Here is a 15,889-nt window from a genome sequence, read left to right as displayed (position 1 = left end):
GACAGAACGACATGTGTGGAGCGCAGCCCGGCGGCCCCGACGCCTCGACGATCAAGCCCGGTGAGACCACCATCCAGGGCTTCGTGACCAAGGACGGCCAGCCCGTCACCGGTTACGTCCGCCTCCTGGACTCGACCGGCGAGTTCACGGCCGAGGTCCCGACCTCCGCCACCGGCCAGTTCCGCTTCTACGCGGCCGAGGGCACCTGGACCGTCCGCGCCCTGGTCCCCGGCGGCACCGCCGACCGCCAGGTCGTGGCCCAGAAGGGCGGCCTGGCCGAGGTCGCGATCGCGGTCTGATCGCCGATGCGCCCCCGCACCGCCCGGTGCCGGGGGCGCCCCACGGGCTTCGCGCCGCCCGGCGCGCCTCCTGCTCAGGGAGGCGGCGCGGTTGCGGAGCCCCACCGAACGGCCGGAGGGCCGTGCCTCCTGGGGGGTTGGACGCCTGAACCAGGACCTGAGGCACGGCCCTCCGGTCTTTGCCGTCCGCGCCCCGGTTCCGGGACGCCGCACCGGTGACGGGCGCCGCGCCCGGTCGTACGCTGGAGGCGTGTACGCACGACGCCGGCGCGTCTACTTCTGGATGATGGGCGCCTGCCTGCTTCTCTTCGTGGGCGCCTGGGCCGTCGTGCGGCTCTTCTCGATGCCGGTCGCCATCGGCATGTGCGTCGTCGCCATGGTCATTCCGCCGGTCGCCGCGATGGTCGCGAACCGTCGGGGCCCCGAGGACCGCTGGTGGGACGACCCCTCCGGGGACCCCCAGTCGGACGAGTGGTGGGACGAGCTCGACGGCAAGAAGCGCCGGGAGCCCTGAGGGCCCAGTCCCGGACCTCCCGAAGCGGGGCCGGGACCTCCCGAAGCGGGGCCGGGAGCGAGCCGACCTCAGTAGACCAGGGCCTGCGTTCCGTCGGCCATCGCCTCCTGGACGAAGACCTGTGCGCCGGCGATGCGGACGCCGTCCAGGACGTCCTTCTCCGTGATCTCGCGACGGGCGGCGCACTGGGTGCAGAGCGTGACGCGCCCGGCCGCCAGGATCGAGTCGATCAGGTCCGGCAGCGGTGCGGCGTGCGGGAGCTCGAACTCCGCCGCCCGGCCCGGGAGGGCGAACCAGGAGGACTCGCCGGTCAGCCAGAGCGAGACCTCGACGCCGCTGGCGACCGCGACGGCGGCCACGGTGAAGGCCTGGGAGCAGCGTTCGGGGGCATCGGCCCCCGCGGTCACCTTGATCACGAGCTTCTTCGGCATACACCGAACTGTAATGCGGAGCCGTGCAACCTCGGCCGTCCCTTCCGTGTCAGCTCTGTGCACGGGTAACGGAATCCGTGCTTCGGGTCTCGTGGGGGGACGCTTGAGCAAGGAAGAAACCATCCAGGACACGGACGCGCCGCCGCCGGAGCCGTCGTCGGAGCAGGCGCCGCCGCCGGAGTCGGAGCCGTCCTCGGCACCGGCTTCGGACGTTGCTTCGGAAGCGGTGGCTCCGGTCCGTCGACCGGGCTCCCGGGTCCTGCGCACCGCCGGTTTGATCGCCGTCGCCGCCGTCATCGGCCTCGTCGGCGGCACCGCCGTCGGCTACGGCATCCAGGCCGAGCGCGAACCGACCCCGCTGCCGGCGTTGAACCAGCAGGGCCTCGCCTACCCGGCCGAGTCGCTGCCCAAGGGGCAGCGGCCCGCCGCGCTCCCGGCCGCGGAGGACCGCCAGACGAAGGCCCGGGGCGACATCCGGAAGCTCCTGCTGCCGGTGCCGGCAGGAGCGAAGAAGAACGAGCACGTGGCCCGCGACGGCTGGATGTCGGTGAGCCGGTTCGCCGAGGGGTTCAACCGGCCGGACAAGGCCCTCGACCACCAGCTGGACCTGGGCGTGCGGCGGATCGCAACCGCTTCCTGGACGACGGGCGCGCACAAGCAGACCGCCGTCCGGCTCATCCAGTACCGCGCCAACGACGTCCTGGGCGCGGAGGAGTACATCGAGAGCCAGCGGCACTACATGCCGGACGACGACTACGCGGGCAACGCAGGCAAGCCCCTCAAGGGCTCGGCCAACGGCCACTACTACGTCTTCCCCGTGCAGCGGGAGGCCGGCTACCTGGACCTGTACGAAGCCCGTGCCTACTTCTACCGCGGTGACATCGCGGTCGCGATCTTCGTGATCGACACGAAGAAGGTCTCCGAGAAGGAGATCCGCTCGCTGGCCGAGCGACAGCTGGAGCGCCTGTGAGTGAGGACCGCAACGACGTGACCGAGCCCGTGACCGAAACCACGCCCGAGCCCGTGACCGAAGCCACGCCCGATCCCGCCCCAGTGGCCGGAACCGGGGCCAAGCGAGGTCTCCGGCGGGTGCTGCTCCGGGTGGTCCTGCCCTCCGCGGTGGCCCTCGGCCTCATCGGCGGTGGCATCACCTACACCGCGGTCACCGTCTCCTCCGCCGACCGCACCGCTCCGACCGAGGTGTGGGCCGAGGACGAGGAGGACGCACCGGGCAAGGATCCGGCCGCCGCCTCGGTGCGGGGCAGGGCCGGAACGCCGCTGGGCAAGCTCCTGCTGCCGCTGCCGGACGGGTTCGAGCTCGGCCCCGACGAGGAGCTGTACGGGAACGACGGCGAGCTCGGCCCCGCGGAGGCCACCGCACTGATGAAGCAGGCCGGCGAGGGCCTCTCCGGCAAGAAGCGCCGCACGTTCGAGAAGGAGGTCGACGCGCTCGGTCTCCAGGGCCTCGGGGTCCGCACCTTCGCCGACCGGGCCGACGACCTCGTCGTCACCCTCCAGCTCGCGCGCATGAAGGACAAGAAGCAGATCAAGGACAGCTACCGGATCCGCAAGGAGGTCATGGACTTCCTGAAGTTCCCCAAGGGCCCCGTGGTGAAGGACCACCGGAACGCGGCCTGCTACGTCGCGCCCGCGGACGATTCGTTGAGCAAGAAGGAACAGGAGGCCGAGCTGGAGCAGATGATCTGCCTCGCGTACGACTCCGAGGTCCTCGTCACGGTCACGGCAGCGGGTGCCAAGCCGTTCGACGAGGCGCGCGTGGCGGACCTGCTGAAGAAGCAGCTCGAACACATCGAGTCTCCGGGGGAGTACGTATGACCGAGCAGATCCAGGACCGGCCCGAGAGCCCGGCCCTGCCGCAGGAAGGGCCGGCGACCGAGGCCGTGGCGACCGAGGCCGTGGCGTCCGAGGCCGTGGCGTCCGAGGCCGTCGTGCCCGAGGCCGTGGCGTCCGAGGCCGTCGTGCCCGAGAAGGCGAAGAAGTCGCGGCGACCCTTGCTCTGGGGAATCCTCCGCTGGACCGCCGCCGTGCTCGTCTGCGGCGGCGTCGGGGCCGGTACGGCCCTGGGGATCACCGCCCTGGAACGCACCGAGGTGCCGGGGCTCGGGACCGAGCCCGACGGGCGCTGGGAGTACCCGAGGCTCTCGCTTCCGGCACTGCCCGAGGACGCCCTGCGGCCGTTCACCGACGGGAACGACGGCGAGATCCACCACGCCGACCTGCGGAAGCTCCTGCTGCCCGCCCCGAACGGAGCCACGGTCGACCCCGAGCTGAAGGGCGGCTGGGTCCCCCTCGACTCCTACCTCGCCCTCCTGACGGAGAAGGACCGGGGCAAGGTGAAGGAGCACCTGGCCGACTCGACGCTCCGGCACGTCGCCGCCCGCGGCTGGACCACGCCCGACGGGACGACCACCCGGATCGACCTGTTGCGGTTCTCGTCCGTGGCGTTCTCCGAGGCGTTCAGGGACGAAGCCATGTTCAAGATCTCGCAGAGCGGTGGGATGCCGTTCGGGGTCGAGTCGGCGAGGGTCGACATGTCCGTGAAGGACATCAGGGTGCCGGGCACCTCCGTGTACGCCTATGCGGAGCAGGAACCGTACGGCCCCGAGCAGACGCGCTGGGCCTACGTCCAGGCCGGGGACACCGTCGCGGTGGTCACCCAGACCCGGAAGGGCGGGACGCTCACCGTGCCGTTCCAGCAGACGGTCGCGCTCCAGGCACAGCTGCTCGGCTAGGCCCAATACCGATAATTTAGGTCGTTTTCCGTCTGGTCGAGGTGGCTCTGGTCGGCGCGACCAGACGGACCGCCGGGGCGTGTGGCCCTGGAGGGCTGTGGTGCTCGACTCGTTTGAGTGCCCAGTGGGACATCTTGCGTTTGATCACGCGCGGGTTGGAACGCAACCGTCCTGCGGGCAGCAGTCGTTCGGTGATCTCGCGCAGTCTCTGGGCGATGGACCGGGCCAGTCGCGAGAGGGGAAAGGGCTGCCTGCCTGGCCTGAGGATGAAGTACGACAACACGAGGACCCGCGGCGGCAGCGAAGGCGACCTCCGTGGTTTCACCACCCCGGACGTGCTGCTCAGGGAGTTGGAGCTCCTGGAGGGTGCGCCCGGCAGCTTCGTGGAGTACGAGAACCGTCACGGGGACGTCTGGCGGATCGAGTGGAACGGGTCGTGGGTGGTCGACGGCAAGTCCCAGGACCACCCGCCGTCCCCGGCGGAGGTCCTGGGAACCCGGAACTGACCGACGGCGAGCGGGAGGTCCTGCTGCTGCTTGCGGCGGGCGAGCAGAACCGCCGATTCGTCCGCCGCCGGTATCGCGGAGCGCACGGTGAGGGCCCGCACCAGCAGTACCGTGCGCGAGCTCGACCTCAGGTCCCGGTGCGGGACGGCGACCCGCACCCGTACGAGGACGACGCCGGGTCAGCCGGGCAGCAGGTCGCCGATCATCTCGATCGCCGTCATCCACAGGGGCTGGGCGCCCGTGCCGAACGCGGCGGCCAGCGCATAGCCGAGGGCCGCGTCCAGCGCCTCCGGCTCGGCGTCCTCGTGCCACTCCACCAGGACCTTTCCGTCGCCGTCGGAGGAGAACTCCCCGAGGCGCGCCCCGGACCGGATCAGCCGGCTGCCCGGGAGGGAGTCGGGCACCAGGCGCCACGAGCGCTCCGCACACCGTACGTCGACGCGGTAGGAGCGTCGGGTCAGCCGGCCCTTGGCGGGGTCGATTACTGCGTCCGCGCCGTCGACGGTCAGGGTGAGCAGTGCGCCGTCACGGGTGCCGACCGGCACGTGGTCCTTGCCTTCCGTCCCCTCGGCCCGCCGCAGTTCGACCCGCGGCACCCGCTCGCCCGACACGGTGACCTCGCCCCGCTCGACATCCAGCCGCACGGTCAGCGCGCCGAACAGCTCGTCCTCCACGACGTGCTCGACGGCGGGCTTCGCCCCGGTCTCCTCGCCCTCGTGCGCGTCGGCACCGGCATCACCGTGGGTGTTGTCGCGGGTGGGGTCCTCGGGGGAGCCGTGCTGGTCGCCGTCGGTGTTCTTGGCGAGCGAGGTCGTGGGGGCCGGGTCCTTCGGCATGGGGGTGTTCCTCCGCTGTGTGGGGCTCTGACGGTGGTCAGTACGTCAGGTAGGACGGAGGGCGGCGCCCTCACGCTCCCGCGCGGCGCGGTTTTGGGTACTGGCCTGTTGCGCCCGGGCTGTTTGAGGAGCTCCATGACCTGCACTACGCCACCCCGACCGGTCGACGTCGAAGCGCTGTTCCCGGAGCTCGCGGCGCACCGCAGGCGGTACGACAACCGCACCGAGGCGGAGCAGGACGAGGACTCCTTCCTGCACGGGTCGGACCTGTCGGTCGCTCCCGGCCGGAAGGTGGGCGGGTTCGCCCCCCTGGGCCGGGGACCCGGTGCCGGTGGAGTGCGAGGACTGCGGCCGTGCGGGGGAGCTGCTCCTGACGGTCGCGAGCCGGGAGTGGGACAACGGCAGTCGCACCTGGATCCCGTGGGAGGACCGGGCGACCGCTGGGGAGACGGACGCGAACGTCCCGACGCACATCACCGCGGGCCGCTGGGGGCTCGATGAACGCCTTCACCTGCCCGGCGGACGCGGACCACGCACCCCGCTTCGTCGTCCGGAGCTAGCCGACGGGTCCCGCCGACGGGCCGCCCGCACCCCGCGAGACCCACCTCACGGGGTGGGCCGGACCCCCGCCCACTAAGCTGGGGTCCGGCCCGTTCCGCCTTCACCGCTCAGTCGAGGAGCACCCCGTGATCGTTTTCTTCGAAACCCTCCTGGTCCTGGTCTGCGTCGGCGTGCTCGCCTTCGCCGGTCTGACCGTGAAGAAGCTGTACCAGGGCCAGCGGTAACCACCACTACAGAACGCCAGAGCTGCTCATGATCGAGATCCCGTCCGACCTCAATCCGGACCTCGTCCCCCTCGCGTTCCTGCTCGGTACGTGGGAGGGCGCCGGCGTCTCCGACTTCCCCGGCGCCGAGAAGTGCAACTTCGGCCAGTCCGTGACCTTCAGCCACGACGGCCGCGACTTCATCGAGTACCACTCGCACGCGTGGGTCCTCGACAACGACGGCAACCAGGTCCGTCCGCTGGAGAGCGAGAGCGGCTACTGGCGGATCGACAAGGACCGCAAGGTCGAGGTCGTCATGGTCCGTGACCAGGGCATCGTGGAGATCTGGTACGGCGAGCTCGCCGACCAGAAGCCGCAGATCGACCTGGCGACGGACGCCGTCGCCCGCACCGCCGCCTCGGGCCCGTACAGCGGTGGCAAGCGGCTCTACGGCTACGTGAAGAGCGACCTGATGTGGGTGGGCGAGAAGGCGACCCCCGAGGTCCCGCTCCGCCCCTACATGTCGGCGCACCTGAAGAAGGTCGTCACGCCGGAGGAGGTCGCGGAGATGGCCCGCAACCTGCCCGACATGCCGGACGACGGCATCGCCTTCTTCCGCTAGGACCGACGGCCGCCCGACCCGGCGGCCCCGCACGCTCGCTCCGGGCCCGTCGATCGACGGGCCCGGCGCCGTGGGACGCCGTCCCGCGGAAGGCAGCGCGTCACCGGCGGTTCGGACCCGTGATCGAACGGCTACCCCGGCACGGGGCCGCCGCTCCTACACTGGAGGGCGTGGTGAGCACCGAGAGCACCGACTGGAAGAGCGATCTGCGGCGTCGCGGCTACCGGCTGACGCCGCAGCGGCAGCTCGTCCTGGAGGCCGTGGACACGCTGGAGCACGCGACTCCGGACGACATCCTCTGCGAGGTCCGCAAGACGGCCTCGGGGGTGAACATCTCCACCGTCTACCGGACCCTGGAGCTCCTGGAGGAGCTCGGGCTCGTGAGCCACGCCCATCTGGGGCACGGGGCCCCGACCTATCACCTCGCGGACCGGCACCACCACCTCCACCTGGTCTGCCGGGACTGCTCCGAGGTGATCGAGGCGGACGTCGAGGTGGCCGCCGAGTTCACCGGGAAGCTCCGTGCGACCTTCGGGTTCGTGACGGACATGAAGCACTTCGCGATCTTCGGGCAGTGCGGGGAGTGTGCCGGGAAGGCCGCCGCCGCCGAGTCGTAGGCTTTTCCCATGAAGAGCCCTCTGCTGTCCCTGCCCGGCGCCGTGCCCGCCGAAGGCCGCGACGAAGGCGTCGCCGCCCACTACGGCGACCTGTTCCGCGAGCAGCGCGCCCTCTCCGAGGGCGACGGCTTCGTCGACCTCTCGCACCGGGGAGTGCTGACCGTCTCCGGCGACGACCGGCTGAGCTGGTTGCACCTGCTCGTCACCCAGCACATGACCGAGCTGCCGCCCGGGCGGGCGACCGAGGCCCTGATCCTCTCCGCCAACGGGCACATCGAGCACGCCCTGTACCTCGTCGACGACGGCGAGACGGTGTGGATGCACGTCGAGCCGGGCACCCGCGAGGAGCTCCTCGGGTACCTGGAGTCGATGAAGTTCTTCTACCGGGTGGAGGTCGTCGACCGGACGGAGGACATCGCGGTCGTGCACCTTCCGGCCGGCTCCATCGGCGAGGCCCCCGAGGGGGTCGTCGTCCGGGAGACCCCGCACGGCCGCGACCTTTTCCTGCCGCGCGCCGACCTGGAGTCCTTCGCCTCCTCGTACGGGCCGGCCGCCGGGCTCCTCGCGTACGAGGCGCTGCGCGTCGAGGGGCACCGACCGCGGCTCGGCTTCGAGACCGACCACCGGACCATCCCGCACGAGATCGGCCTCATCGGCAGCGCCGTCCACCTCCAGAAGGGCTGCTACCGGGGACAGGAGACCGTCGCCCGGGTGCAGAACCTGGGGAAGCCGCCGCGCCGCCTGGTCTTCCTGCACCTCGACGGCAGCGAGGTGCTGCTGCCCGCCCACGGGACGCCGCTGCGGCTGGCCTCGGACGGGCCCGAGGGGCGACAGCTCGGCTTCGTGACGACCGCCGTCCGCCACCACGAGCTGGGACCGATCGCCCTGGCCCTGGTGAAGCGGAACGTACCGGTGGACGCCCCGCTGGTCGCCGGGACGACGGCAGCCGCCCAGGAGACCGTCGTCGAGCCCTGAGTCCCGGCCGGCCGGGACTCACACCTCCAGCAGCACCGTGAACGGGCCGTGGTTCGTGAGCGAGACGCGCATGTCCGCTCCGAAGCGGCCCGTCTCCACCCGTGCGCCCAGCTCGCGGAGGCAGCGCACCACCTCGTCGACGAGGGGCTCGGCGACCGGGCCCGGGGCGGCGGCGTTCCAGGTGGGGCGGCGCCCCTTGCGGGCGTCTCCGTAGAGGGTGAACTGGGAGATCACGAGCAGCGGCGCCTGCACGTCGGAGCACGACTTCTCGCCGTCCAGTACCCGGACGGACCAGAGCTTTCTGGCCAATTGGGCGGCCTTCTCCGGGGTGTCCTCATGGGTCACCCCGACCAGCACGCACAAGCCCTCGCCGGTGATCTCACCGACGGTCTCCCCTGCGACGACGACGCTCGCGCCGTCGACCCTCTGCACCACTGCTCGCATGCCCACCAACCTATCCAGCGGATCGCGCTCCGGAGGACGAGGGGCCGAACGGGTGCAGAGCGCCTGCACGCGCACGTGCAGGAATGGCACCATGCGTGTCAGGCGGTGCGGCTCCGCACCGGTCGAGGGGACGAATACTCATGAGTGCACCTGGCACCGGGCCGACGCCGCCCGGCCCCGTACCACTGACACGAGTCGGTGGTTCCTCCGTCGCACGCCCGCCCGTGCAGCGGACCGCCGAACCAGACCTGCCGGACCGGGCCCGGCCGGAGCTCGGCGCGCTGCGGCTGCCCGAGCTGCGCGCGCTCCGGCGGGACGCCCAGAGCGACGAGGCCGACCTGAGCTACGTGCGGCGGATGCTGCAGGGCCGGATCGACATCCTGCGGGCCGAGCTGGCGCGGCGGACCGATCCGGAGGCCCCGGTCCTCGACCGGCTCTCCGAGATCCTCGCCGACGTGCCCTCGCGGCAGCGCAGCTCGGCCCGGCACGTCACGCTGTCGACGCCGCGCGGCGAGGAGTACCGGCGGCTCGCGACCGAGATGCTGTCGGAGGTCGAGCTGTCGGACCTCACGGCCCGGACCGACGAGGAGCTGCACGCGGCGATGGGCCGGCTCGCGGGGTACGAGCAGCAGGTCTCGCGGCGCCGCCAGCACCTCCAGCGGACCGCCGACGACTGCAGCGCGGAGATCGCCCGCCGCTACCGAGAGGGCGAGGCCCAGGTCGACGACCTGCTGGCCTGAGGCGCGTGGGCCGCGGGGAAACCCGGGTGCGGGCCGGCCGGTGCCGTGCGTAGGGTCGGAGCATGAGCGTCGACGTGCGTGCGGTGACGGAGTCCCAGTTCCACGACTGGCAAAGGGCCTTGCGCACGGGCTTCCTGCGGACACCGGTCGTCTCCGACGCCGAGGTCGCGGACCGGCTGGCGCACGTGGACCTCGCCCGGACGCTCGGGGCCTTCGACCGGGACCGGATCGTCGCCACCTTCCGGTCCTTCCGCCAGGAGGTCAGCACGGTCGGCGGCGGCAGTCTGGCCGCCGATGCGATCACCCAGGTCACGGTGGCCCCGACGCACCGCAGGCGCGGCCTGTTGAGCCGGATGATGGCTGCGGACCTCGCCGCCGCGAAGGAGCGGGGCGACGCGGTCGCGACGCTGATCGCCGCCGAGTACCCGATCTACGGCCGGTTCGGCTTCGGCCCGGCGAGCTGGGTCACCGAGTGGAGCGTGGACGTGCGCCGGACCGGCCTCGATCCGCGCCGTTCGGGTCGCCCGGAGGACGGCGGCCGGATCGACCTGACGGAGGGTGAGGAGATCCGCAAGATCGGTCCCGAGCTGCACCGCCGACTGGCCGGCGTCCGGGCCGGCGTCACCAACCGCGACGCGCGCGGCTGGGAACTCGGCACCGGGCTCGGTCACCAGAGCGAGCCGTGGCGGGAGCCGTACTACGCGGTGTACCGGTCGGAGTCCGGCGAGGTCGAGGGGTACGCCGCGTACACCGCCGACGACAAGTGGGGCGACGCCAAGCAGCCGATGAACACGGCGACCGTCCGGGACCTGATCGCGGTCACCCCGGCGGCCGAGCGCGCCCTGTGGCTCTACCTCTGTTCGATCGACTGGGTCGTCACGGTCCGCTCCGGCTACCGGGCGCCCGACGAGCTGCTGCCGTTGCTGCTGCCGGACCCCCGGGCGGCCAGGGTGCTGACGCACGTGGACATGCTGTGGGTCCGGGTCCTGGACGTGGCCCGGGTCCTCCAGGGCCGTGCGTACCCGGTGGAGGGCAGCCTGGTGCTCGACCTCGGGGACCGGGACGGCCTGGCGGGCGGGCGCTACCGCCTCGACGCCTCCCCGGCGGGCGCGGCCTGCGTCCGCACCACCGAGTCCGCCGACCTCGCCTGTGACGTCGCGGAACTGGCCGTGCTCGCGTTCGGTGACGAGTCGGCGGTGCGGCTGGCCCGGCTCGGGCGCGTCGAGGAGCAGACGGCGGGGGCGGCGGCCCGCGCCGACCTGCTGTTCCGCACCCCGCTGCGACCGTTCTCGCCGGACATCTTCTGAGCCCGCGCGTCCCGAACCGCCCGGGGCTCCCCGCCGCCGGGACCGCCCCGCCGCCGGGGCCGTCTCAGGCCTTGCGGGGCTGGGAGAAGCGGATCATGTTGCCGGCCGGGTCGCGGAAGGCGCAGTCCCGGACGCCGTAGTGCTGGTCGACGGGCTCCTGGAGCACCTCGGCGCCGGCGGCCCGGATGCGCTCGAAGGTGGCGTCGACGTCCTCGGTGGCGAAGATCGTCCCGCGCAGCAGGCCCTTGGCGAGGAGGTCCTTGACCGCCTGCCGGTCCGCCTCGGAGGCGCCGGGGTCCGGGAGCGGGGTCTCCAGCACGACCGACACGTCCGGCTGTGCGGGCGAGCCCATGGTCACCCAGCGCATGCCCTGGTAGCCGACGTCGTTGCGGACTTCGAGGCCGACCGCGTCGCGGTAGAAGCCGAGCGCCTCGTCGGCGTCGTCGACGGTGATGAAGCACTGGGAGAGGGTGATGGTGTCCATGCCGTCGACGCTACGGCGCGGCGTTCGCTCCCGCTTCTCCGTTCCTGATCGGTTCGGCACCGGGGTCGAGGGGCGGCGTGCCGTTCCGCACCGGTCGGGTGTGCACCTTGGCGACGCACGCCGGAACTGCGGCGTCCTCTGCGTGGCTGCGGGCCCGGTAGGCGCTCGGGGTCTCCCCGACCAGCTCGGTGAAGCGCGAGCTGAACGAACCGAGCGAGGTGCAGCCCACCTCGAAGCAGACCTCCGTGACGGACAGGTCCCCCCGCCGCAGCAGGGCCTTGGCCCGCTCGACGCGGCGGGTCATCAGATAGCCGTACGGGGTCTCGCCGTAGGCGGCGCGGAAGCTGCGGGCGAAGTGCCCCGTCGACATCAGGGCGACCCGGGCCAGGGCCGGCACGTCCAGCGGCGACGCGTAGTCGCGGTCCATGGTGTCCCGCGCGCGGCGCAGTCTCTTCAGGTCGTCCAGGTCCACGCCCCCAGGATGTCACCGTCCGGCCGCGGAAAGGCCCGAACGGCCTTGCGGGAGGAGCCGGTCGCGTGCGGCTTCGAACGCGGGGCGGGGCGCACGGCCTTCCTGCTCAGGTGTGGTGTTCGGTGGGGAAGCCGGTCCAGCGCAGTTCTGCGGGCAGGTGCCGCATGTCGTTGTGGAGCGCCAGGGAGGACGGCATGCCGGGTGCGTAACGGATCACCGTCAGGGCCGCGTTGCCGTGGTTGAGCCCCATCCAGCGCCACTCGGGTGCGTCGAGGGCGGCGCGGACCAGCCAACCGACGAGGAAGTTGTGGGTGACGACCAGCTCGTGGCGGGGGTGGTCACCACGGACCGGACCGGTGAACTCTGCGAGCGCCTCCCGGGCCAGCGCCGGACCGCGTTCGCGCTCCTCCTCGGGCAGCCGTGCGAGGAAACCGAGCATCCCGTCGGCCGAATCCGGCGGCAGTTCCGCCCGCGTGGGCAGGTGGGGGACGTAGTCGCCGGCCAGTTCCGACTGGCGCAGCGGGACGGCGTCGAGTTGTGCGCCGACCAGTCGGGCGGTCTGTCGGGCCCGGGGCAGCGGCCCGTGGTGGATCACCGAAAGGGGGACGCCCCGCAGGCGTTCGCCGAGGAGAACGGCTTGGCGGCGGCCGTTTTCCGTCAGGCCCGTTCCGTCCGCCGAGGCTTCGGCGTGCCGGGCCAGGTAGAGGTGCCGAGCGGCGGTGTCCGTCATGTTCCTCGCTCCGTCGTCGTCCGGACTTCTTGTCGTGGGGACGGACGTCGGGATGCGGGGCCGTGGTTTCGTCGCGGCGGTCCCGGCCGGTTGGGGCCGGGACCCGACTACCTGTACGCCTCCTGCGACCGCAAGGCCACCTACCGGAGGTTTGCCGAGGGTGACGCGATGCTCCTCGACCGATTCACCGGTGCCAGGGTCCAGCCGAGTCTCGGCCAGCGCCGGGATTTCGCCGAGCTGACCGCCGCCAACGAGCTGGATCTCGCAGCGGTCAGCCCGAAGATCCGAACCGAGCACGGCGCCAGCCTGCTCAGGCTGTTCGCCCGGTGGCGCCCCCTGCTGTCCGAGTCGGCATGGGCGCACTGCCGCAACGCGTTGGGCTAACCGCCAGCGAGCCTCTTCCGCCCTGAGCCGGAGGGTGGAACGGGCTGGTCAGCGGGTGTGGTGACGAGGCACCTTGAAGAGGACCAGACCCCTCGTCCGGGTGGTTGCACGCTCCGGCACGATCCCCCCGTCGCCACGCCATGACTCGTAACCGCTGAGCCGAGGCAAGGGGCTTTCGGCAGGGCTCGTAAGGTGTGGGCATGTGGACCCAGCACACCCAGGCTCTGTGATCACGAGGCGTTGAGGGCGATGCCGTAGGGCGTCGCCCTCCTTGGTGTGCCTGTCACGTGGTTCCTCTTCCTTGCGTCGCCCGCACGGGGGCGGCGCGATGCCGGCTCCCGTTCTTCTTGGGACGGCGACTTCTGCGAGCGCGTACGGGCACGGTCCTTTCCCTTCGCCGTTGCCAGGAGTGCCTCGTGCCTGCGTTGTTTCCCCCTGCCCTCGAACCGTTCCTCGACGTGCTGCGCTGCCCGGTATGCCGCGCCCGTCTCCGACCCGCCCGCGGCTCACTGCGCTGCCGGGCGGGCCACACCTTCGACATCGCCCGTCAGGGCTACGTCAGCCTCCTCACGGGCATCCGCGCCACCAGCGGTGACGACGCCGCCATGGTTCAGGCCCGAAACCGGTTCCTGTCCACCGGCAGGTACGCCCCGATCCGCCAGACCCTGACCCGCATGACAGCCGATGTCCTGCCTGGTCAAGGCGCGGTCGTGGACATCGGATGCGGCACCGGCTACTACCTGGCCGGCGTACTCGATCAGCTGCCCGGTGCCTGCGGCTTGGGGGTGGATGCGTCAGTACGCGCCCTGCGTTCGGCGGCCCGGGTCCATCCGCGAGCTGCTGCGGCGAGCTGGGACGTCTTCCGCCCCTTCCCCGTGGCTGACCGGGCGGTCGACGTCGTGCTGGACGTGTTCGCCCCGCGCAACCCGGCCGAGTTCCACCGGGTGCTCCGTCCGACCGGCCGGTTGATCGTGGTGCGCCCCGTCGAGCGGCACCTGGTGGAGCTACGGGGCAAGGTCCCCGCGATGGTCGCGATCGACCCGGACAAGGAACAGCGCCTGCAACAGGCGTTGAACCCCTACTTCGAGGCCGCCGGTACCCAGCACGTCGAATACACCGCACCCCTGACCGGGCAAGAAGCCATCGACCTGGTGGGGATGACACCGAGCGCACGCCACCTGACCCACGCGGACCTGAGCGATCACGGTTCCCTACCTGACCGGGTCACCGTCTCCGTGCTCGCCACCTCCTACCGGCCGCGGTGACCACGAGCGGCGGACGCGCCTGCTGACCGACGAACCCATGGGTCCGCCTGGCGCCCCGCCTTCTCGGGCAATTCGGGGAAGGCGGGGCGTCCGCCCGCAGGCCGTCGCGCTCTCCCCCGATCAACAGGAGCGGAGGCATCGCCCTCGCGGACAGACGGCCCGGGGGGAACAGCTCGCCGAGCAGGTCGTCCGGGACCTGTTCACTGCACACCGCAGGCCCGGTGGGAAACCGCAGATGGACCGGGAACGGACACCTGCTGTCCTGTCTCAGATAACTGTGGGCAGGGCGAGGTTCTGACCTGCGGTGCCTACGGTTGAGTGGGACAAGTTGGCGGTCGGTGTCCCGCTCAACCGTAGGCAGCGTGGTGGTTCACCCGCGGAGCCAAGCCAGCAGGCGCCGTGGAGTCGGTCGCCATGTACTGGCCAGTATGGATCGGGGGGCCGATTTGGCTTTCCTGACTTGCAGGGCGATTCGGTATTCGTCTGCCTCGCGGATGAGTTCATGAGAGCGGATTTGGTGCAACTCGAAGTGCATGCCGCTCGCTCCTACTGCTGGAGCTCCATGACATCGGCGACCACGCAGCTGACGTTGTCGGGGCCGCCGGAGTCGTTGGCGAGGGCGATGAGTTCGTGGACCGCGTGTTCGGGCCCGCTGGCGTCGGAGAGCACCCGGCGGATCTCTTCGGCCGGCACGACGGCGGACAGGCCGTCCGAGCAGAGCAGGTAGCGGTCCCCCTGTCGGGCGTCGCGCAGGCGCACGTCGGGCGTGGAGTCGGCTCCTTGGCCCAGGGCGCGGACCAGTAGCGACCGCTGGGGGTGGGAGGCGGCTTCTTCCGGGCTGAGTCGTCCTTCGTCGACCATCGCCTGCACCAGGGTGTGGTCCTGGGTGATCTGGAACAGCCTTCCACCACGCAGCAGGTAGACGCGGGAGTCCCCGATGTGGACGAGGGCCAACTGCGACCCGGTCCAGAGCATCGCGGTGAGCGTGGTCCCGGCGTCTTCGGGGGAGGGGCCGGGTGCGGAGACGCCGTGCACGGCCTGCTCGGCCCGGTCGATCGCGTCTTCGAGGACGTCGAGGAGGTTTCCCGCCGGGACGTCGTCGGTTTCGAGGCGCTTGAGCGCGTCGACGGCGGCGGCGCTTGCGGGGGCACCTCCGCTGCCGTAGCCGTCGGCGACGGCGAGCAGGCGGGACCCCGCGTAGACGGTGTCCTGGTTGCTCTCGCGGACGAGGCCGGTGTCGGAAAGGGCGGCGTAACGGATGCCCAGGGGCTTGGCGGTCGGTGCCACGGCGGGGTCCTTCCAGGAAAGGTGGTCGACGAGGAAGGCGGCCAAGTCCCGCCGTGCGGCCGTGTCGGCTTCGACCTGTGCCCAGAACGCACGGACCTCTTCGGCCGCCGGGCCTGCCGCCAGGGCGCAGACCTGCTGGATGCGGGCGAGGGGCATCCCGAGCCGTCGGAGCCAGGCAACCAGCCGGGCCCGATCCAGTTGCTCCGGTGCGTAGAGGCGGTAGCCGGTCAGCGGGTCGACGCGGGCGGGAGTCAGAAGGCCGAGCTCGTCGTAAAGACGTAGCGCCTTCGGCGACAGCCGGGACGCCTTCGCGAACGTCCCGATGGTCAGCAACTCCATGTCCGTTCCTCCTCGTGCCGGGCACGTCGCCCGGCCCCACCGATGCTGCGGGCTCCCCCAAGGTGAAGGTCAACCGAGAGCCCCGTCGGTTCTGTTCGTGAGTCACGCCGTGGCTTTGTA

At 71.6% G+C, this 15,889-nt stretch carries 20 protein-coding genes; 13 read left to right on the top strand and 7 right to left on the bottom strand.

Features of this window, described 5'->3' with window-relative positions:
* Positions 1-11 precede the first annotated feature (11 nt).
* Positions 12-299 (top strand): DUF1416 domain-containing protein, encoded by a 288-nt coding sequence (locus ACFW22_RS23730; protein ID WP_046908577.1) that lies wholly within the window; start codon positions 12-14, stop codon positions 297-299.
* A 250-nt stretch (positions 300-549) separates the two neighbouring features.
* Positions 550-813: a DUF3099 domain-containing protein gene (locus ACFW22_RS23725; protein WP_384878439.1), complete on the top strand. Its 264-nt coding sequence runs from the start codon at positions 550-552 to the stop codon at positions 811-813.
* A 68-nt stretch (positions 814-881) separates the two neighbouring features.
* On the opposite strand, the gene ACFW22_RS23720 is transcribed toward ACFW22_RS23725, so the two are convergent.
* Entirely contained in the window at positions 882-1,244 is a 363-nt protein-coding gene (locus tag ACFW22_RS23720) for a DsrE family protein (protein ID WP_386408044.1), read from the bottom strand.
* A 103-nt stretch (positions 1,245-1,347) separates the two neighbouring features.
* Between ACFW22_RS23720 and ACFW22_RS23715 the strand changes: the two genes are divergently transcribed.
* The 4 genes from ACFW22_RS23715 (at position 1,348) to ACFW22_RS23700 (ending at position 4,503) form a co-directional block, all read left to right on the top strand.
* Positions 1,348-2,214, top strand: coding sequence for a hypothetical protein (locus ACFW22_RS23715; protein ID WP_386408042.1), 867 nt, complete (start codon positions 1,348-1,350; stop codon positions 2,212-2,214).
* 17 nt (positions 2,215-2,231) lie between these two features.
* Positions 2,232-3,080, top strand: coding sequence for a hypothetical protein (locus tag ACFW22_RS23710; protein ID WP_386408040.1), 849 nt, complete (start codon positions 2,232-2,234; stop codon positions 3,078-3,080).
* On the top strand, positions 3,077-3,997 hold the full coding sequence (locus ACFW22_RS23705; RefSeq protein WP_386408038.1) for a hypothetical protein: 921 nt from the start codon (positions 3,077-3,079) through the stop codon (positions 3,995-3,997). The genes ACFW22_RS23710 and ACFW22_RS23705 overlap by 4 nt, the downstream gene beginning before the upstream one ends.
* A 266-nt stretch (positions 3,998-4,263) precedes the next feature.
* Positions 4,264-4,503, top strand: coding sequence for a hypothetical protein (locus ACFW22_RS23700; protein WP_386408036.1), 240 nt, complete (start codon positions 4,264-4,266; stop codon positions 4,501-4,503).
* A gap of 179 nt (positions 4,504-4,682) precedes the next feature.
* Here ACFW22_RS23700 and ACFW22_RS23695 read toward each other — a convergent pair whose 3' ends face one another.
* Positions 4,683-5,339 carry a hypothetical protein gene (locus tag ACFW22_RS23695; RefSeq protein ID WP_386408034.1) on the bottom strand — a complete coding sequence of 219 codons (657 nt, stop codon included), beginning with the start codon at positions 5,337-5,339 and terminating at the stop codon, positions 4,683-4,685.
* Positions 5,340-6,152: 813 nt separating this feature from the next.
* Here ACFW22_RS23695 and ACFW22_RS23690 point away from each other — a divergent pair.
* The 3 genes from ACFW22_RS23690 to ACFW22_RS23680 all read left to right on the top strand — a co-directional run bounded on the left by ACFW22_RS23690 (position 6,153) and on the right by ACFW22_RS23680 (position 8,317).
* Positions 6,153-6,725, top strand: coding sequence for an FABP family protein (locus ACFW22_RS23690; RefSeq protein ID WP_386408032.1), 573 nt, complete (start codon positions 6,153-6,155; stop codon positions 6,723-6,725).
* A gap of 170 nt (positions 6,726-6,895) precedes the next feature.
* Positions 6,896-7,342, top strand: coding sequence for a Fur family transcriptional regulator (locus ACFW22_RS23685; protein WP_386408030.1), 447 nt, complete (start codon positions 6,896-6,898; stop codon positions 7,340-7,342).
* A 9-nt stretch (positions 7,343-7,351) separates the two neighbouring features.
* Positions 7,352-8,317 carry a YgfZ/GcvT domain-containing protein gene (locus ACFW22_RS23680; protein WP_386408028.1) on the top strand — a complete coding sequence of 322 codons (966 nt, stop codon included), beginning with the start codon at positions 7,352-7,354 and terminating at the stop codon, positions 8,315-8,317.
* Positions 8,318-8,335: 18 nt separating this feature from the next.
* Here ACFW22_RS23680 and dtd read toward each other — a convergent pair whose 3' ends face one another.
* The gene (gene dtd / locus ACFW22_RS23675; protein ID WP_386408026.1) at positions 8,336-8,761 is read right to left on the bottom strand and encodes a D-aminoacyl-tRNA deacylase; all 426 of its coding nucleotides are present in this window, start codon (positions 8,759-8,761) and stop codon (positions 8,336-8,338) included.
* A 140-nt stretch (positions 8,762-8,901) separates the two neighbouring features.
* Between dtd and ACFW22_RS23670 the strand changes: the two genes are divergently transcribed.
* A complete protein-coding gene (locus tag ACFW22_RS23670; protein ID WP_386408024.1) occupies positions 8,902-9,501 on the top strand; it encodes an ABC transporter substrate-binding protein in 600 nt (199 codons plus the stop codon).
* A 62-nt stretch (positions 9,502-9,563) separates the two neighbouring features.
* The gene (locus ACFW22_RS23665) at positions 9,564-10,808 is read left to right on the top strand and encodes a GNAT family N-acetyltransferase (RefSeq protein WP_386408022.1); all 1,245 of its coding nucleotides are present in this window, start codon (positions 9,564-9,566) and stop codon (positions 10,806-10,808) included.
* A gap of 64 nt (positions 10,809-10,872) precedes the next feature.
* Here the strand turns inward: ACFW22_RS23665 and ACFW22_RS23660 are convergent, their stop codons facing one another.
* The 3 genes from ACFW22_RS23660 to ACFW22_RS23650 all read right to left on the bottom strand — a co-directional run bounded on the left by ACFW22_RS23660 (position 10,873) and on the right by ACFW22_RS23650 (position 12,494).
* A complete protein-coding gene (locus ACFW22_RS23660) occupies positions 10,873-11,292 on the bottom strand; it encodes a VOC family protein (RefSeq protein ID WP_386408020.1) in 420 nt (139 codons plus the stop codon).
* Between the two features lie 10 nt (positions 11,293-11,302).
* Complete coding sequence (locus ACFW22_RS23655) at positions 11,303-11,719, bottom strand: helix-turn-helix transcriptional regulator (RefSeq protein ID WP_386408094.1); 417 nt, start codon at positions 11,717-11,719, stop codon at positions 11,303-11,305.
* A 151-nt stretch (positions 11,720-11,870) separates the two neighbouring features.
* Positions 11,871-12,494 carry a histidine phosphatase family protein gene (locus ACFW22_RS23650; protein WP_386408018.1) on the bottom strand — a complete coding sequence of 208 codons (624 nt, stop codon included), beginning with the start codon at positions 12,492-12,494 and terminating at the stop codon, positions 11,871-11,873.
* A gap of 90 nt (positions 12,495-12,584) precedes the next feature.
* On the opposite strand from ACFW22_RS23650, the gene ACFW22_RS23645 reads away from it, so the two are divergent.
* Positions 12,585-12,878 (top strand): hypothetical protein, encoded by a 294-nt coding sequence (locus ACFW22_RS23645; protein WP_386408016.1) that lies wholly within the window; start codon positions 12,585-12,587, stop codon positions 12,876-12,878.
* A 416-nt stretch (positions 12,879-13,294) separates the two neighbouring features.
* Positions 13,295-14,143 carry a putative RNA methyltransferase gene (locus ACFW22_RS23640; protein WP_386408014.1) on the top strand — a complete coding sequence of 283 codons (849 nt, stop codon included), beginning with the start codon at positions 13,295-13,297 and terminating at the stop codon, positions 14,141-14,143.
* 546 nt (positions 14,144-14,689) lie between these two features.
* On the opposite strand, the gene ACFW22_RS23635 is transcribed toward ACFW22_RS23640, so the two are convergent.
* Positions 14,690-15,769 (bottom strand): MerR family transcriptional regulator, encoded by a 1,080-nt coding sequence (locus ACFW22_RS23635; protein WP_386408012.1) that lies wholly within the window; start codon positions 15,767-15,769, stop codon positions 14,690-14,692.
* Positions 15,770-15,889: the final 120 nt, after the last annotated feature.

Origin of the sequence: Streptomyces sp. NPDC058872 (assembly GCF_042743065.1) — a bacterium.
GTDB lineage: Bacteria > Actinomycetota > Actinomycetes > Streptomycetales > Streptomycetaceae > Streptomyces.
Note: the sequence above shows the minus strand (reverse complement) of the source record. Positions and strands in the feature narration are given on the sequence as shown.

Bases quoted from the DNA above. Each gene is read 5' to 3' on its own strand.
- ACFW22_RS23730 (WP_046908577.1), top strand. From the start codon at position 12: ATGTGTGGAGCGCAGCCCGGCGGCCCCGACGCCTCGACGATCAAGCCC.
- ACFW22_RS23720 (WP_386408044.1), bottom strand. From the start codon at position 1,244: ATGCCGAAGAAGCTCGTGATCAAGGTGACCGCGGGGGCCGATGCCCCC.
- ACFW22_RS23705 (WP_386408038.1), top strand. From the start codon at position 3,077: ATGACCGAGCAGATCCAGGACCGGCCCGAGAGCCCGGCCCTGCCGCAG.
- ACFW22_RS23700 (WP_386408036.1), top strand. From the start codon at position 4,264: ATGAAGTACGACAACACGAGGACCCGCGGCGGCAGCGAAGGCGACCTC.
- ACFW22_RS23695 (WP_386408034.1), bottom strand. From the start codon at position 5,339: ATGCCGAAGGACCCGGCCCCCACGACCTCGCTCGCCAAGAACACCGAC.
- ACFW22_RS23690 (WP_386408032.1), top strand. From the start codon at position 6,153: ATGATCGAGATCCCGTCCGACCTCAATCCGGACCTCGTCCCCCTCGCG.
- ACFW22_RS23680 (WP_386408028.1), top strand. From the start codon at position 7,352: ATGAAGAGCCCTCTGCTGTCCCTGCCCGGCGCCGTGCCCGCCGAAGGC.
- dtd (WP_386408026.1), bottom strand. From the start codon at position 8,761: ATGCGAGCAGTGGTGCAGAGGGTCGACGGCGCGAGCGTCGTCGTCGCA.
- ACFW22_RS23670 (WP_386408024.1), top strand. From the start codon at position 8,902: ATGAGTGCACCTGGCACCGGGCCGACGCCGCCCGGCCCCGTACCACTG.
- ACFW22_RS23665 (WP_386408022.1), top strand. From the start codon at position 9,564: ATGAGCGTCGACGTGCGTGCGGTGACGGAGTCCCAGTTCCACGACTGG.
- ACFW22_RS23660 (WP_386408020.1), bottom strand. From the start codon at position 11,292: ATGGACACCATCACCCTCTCCCAGTGCTTCATCACCGTCGACGACGCC.
- ACFW22_RS23655 (WP_386408094.1), bottom strand. From the start codon at position 11,719: ATGGACCGCGACTACGCGTCGCCGCTGGACGTGCCGGCCCTGGCCCGG.
- ACFW22_RS23650 (WP_386408018.1), bottom strand. From the start codon at position 12,494: ATGACGGACACCGCCGCTCGGCACCTCTACCTGGCCCGGCACGCCGAA.
- ACFW22_RS23635 (WP_386408012.1), bottom strand. From the start codon at position 15,769: ATGGAGTTGCTGACCATCGGGACGTTCGCGAAGGCGTCCCGGCTGTCG.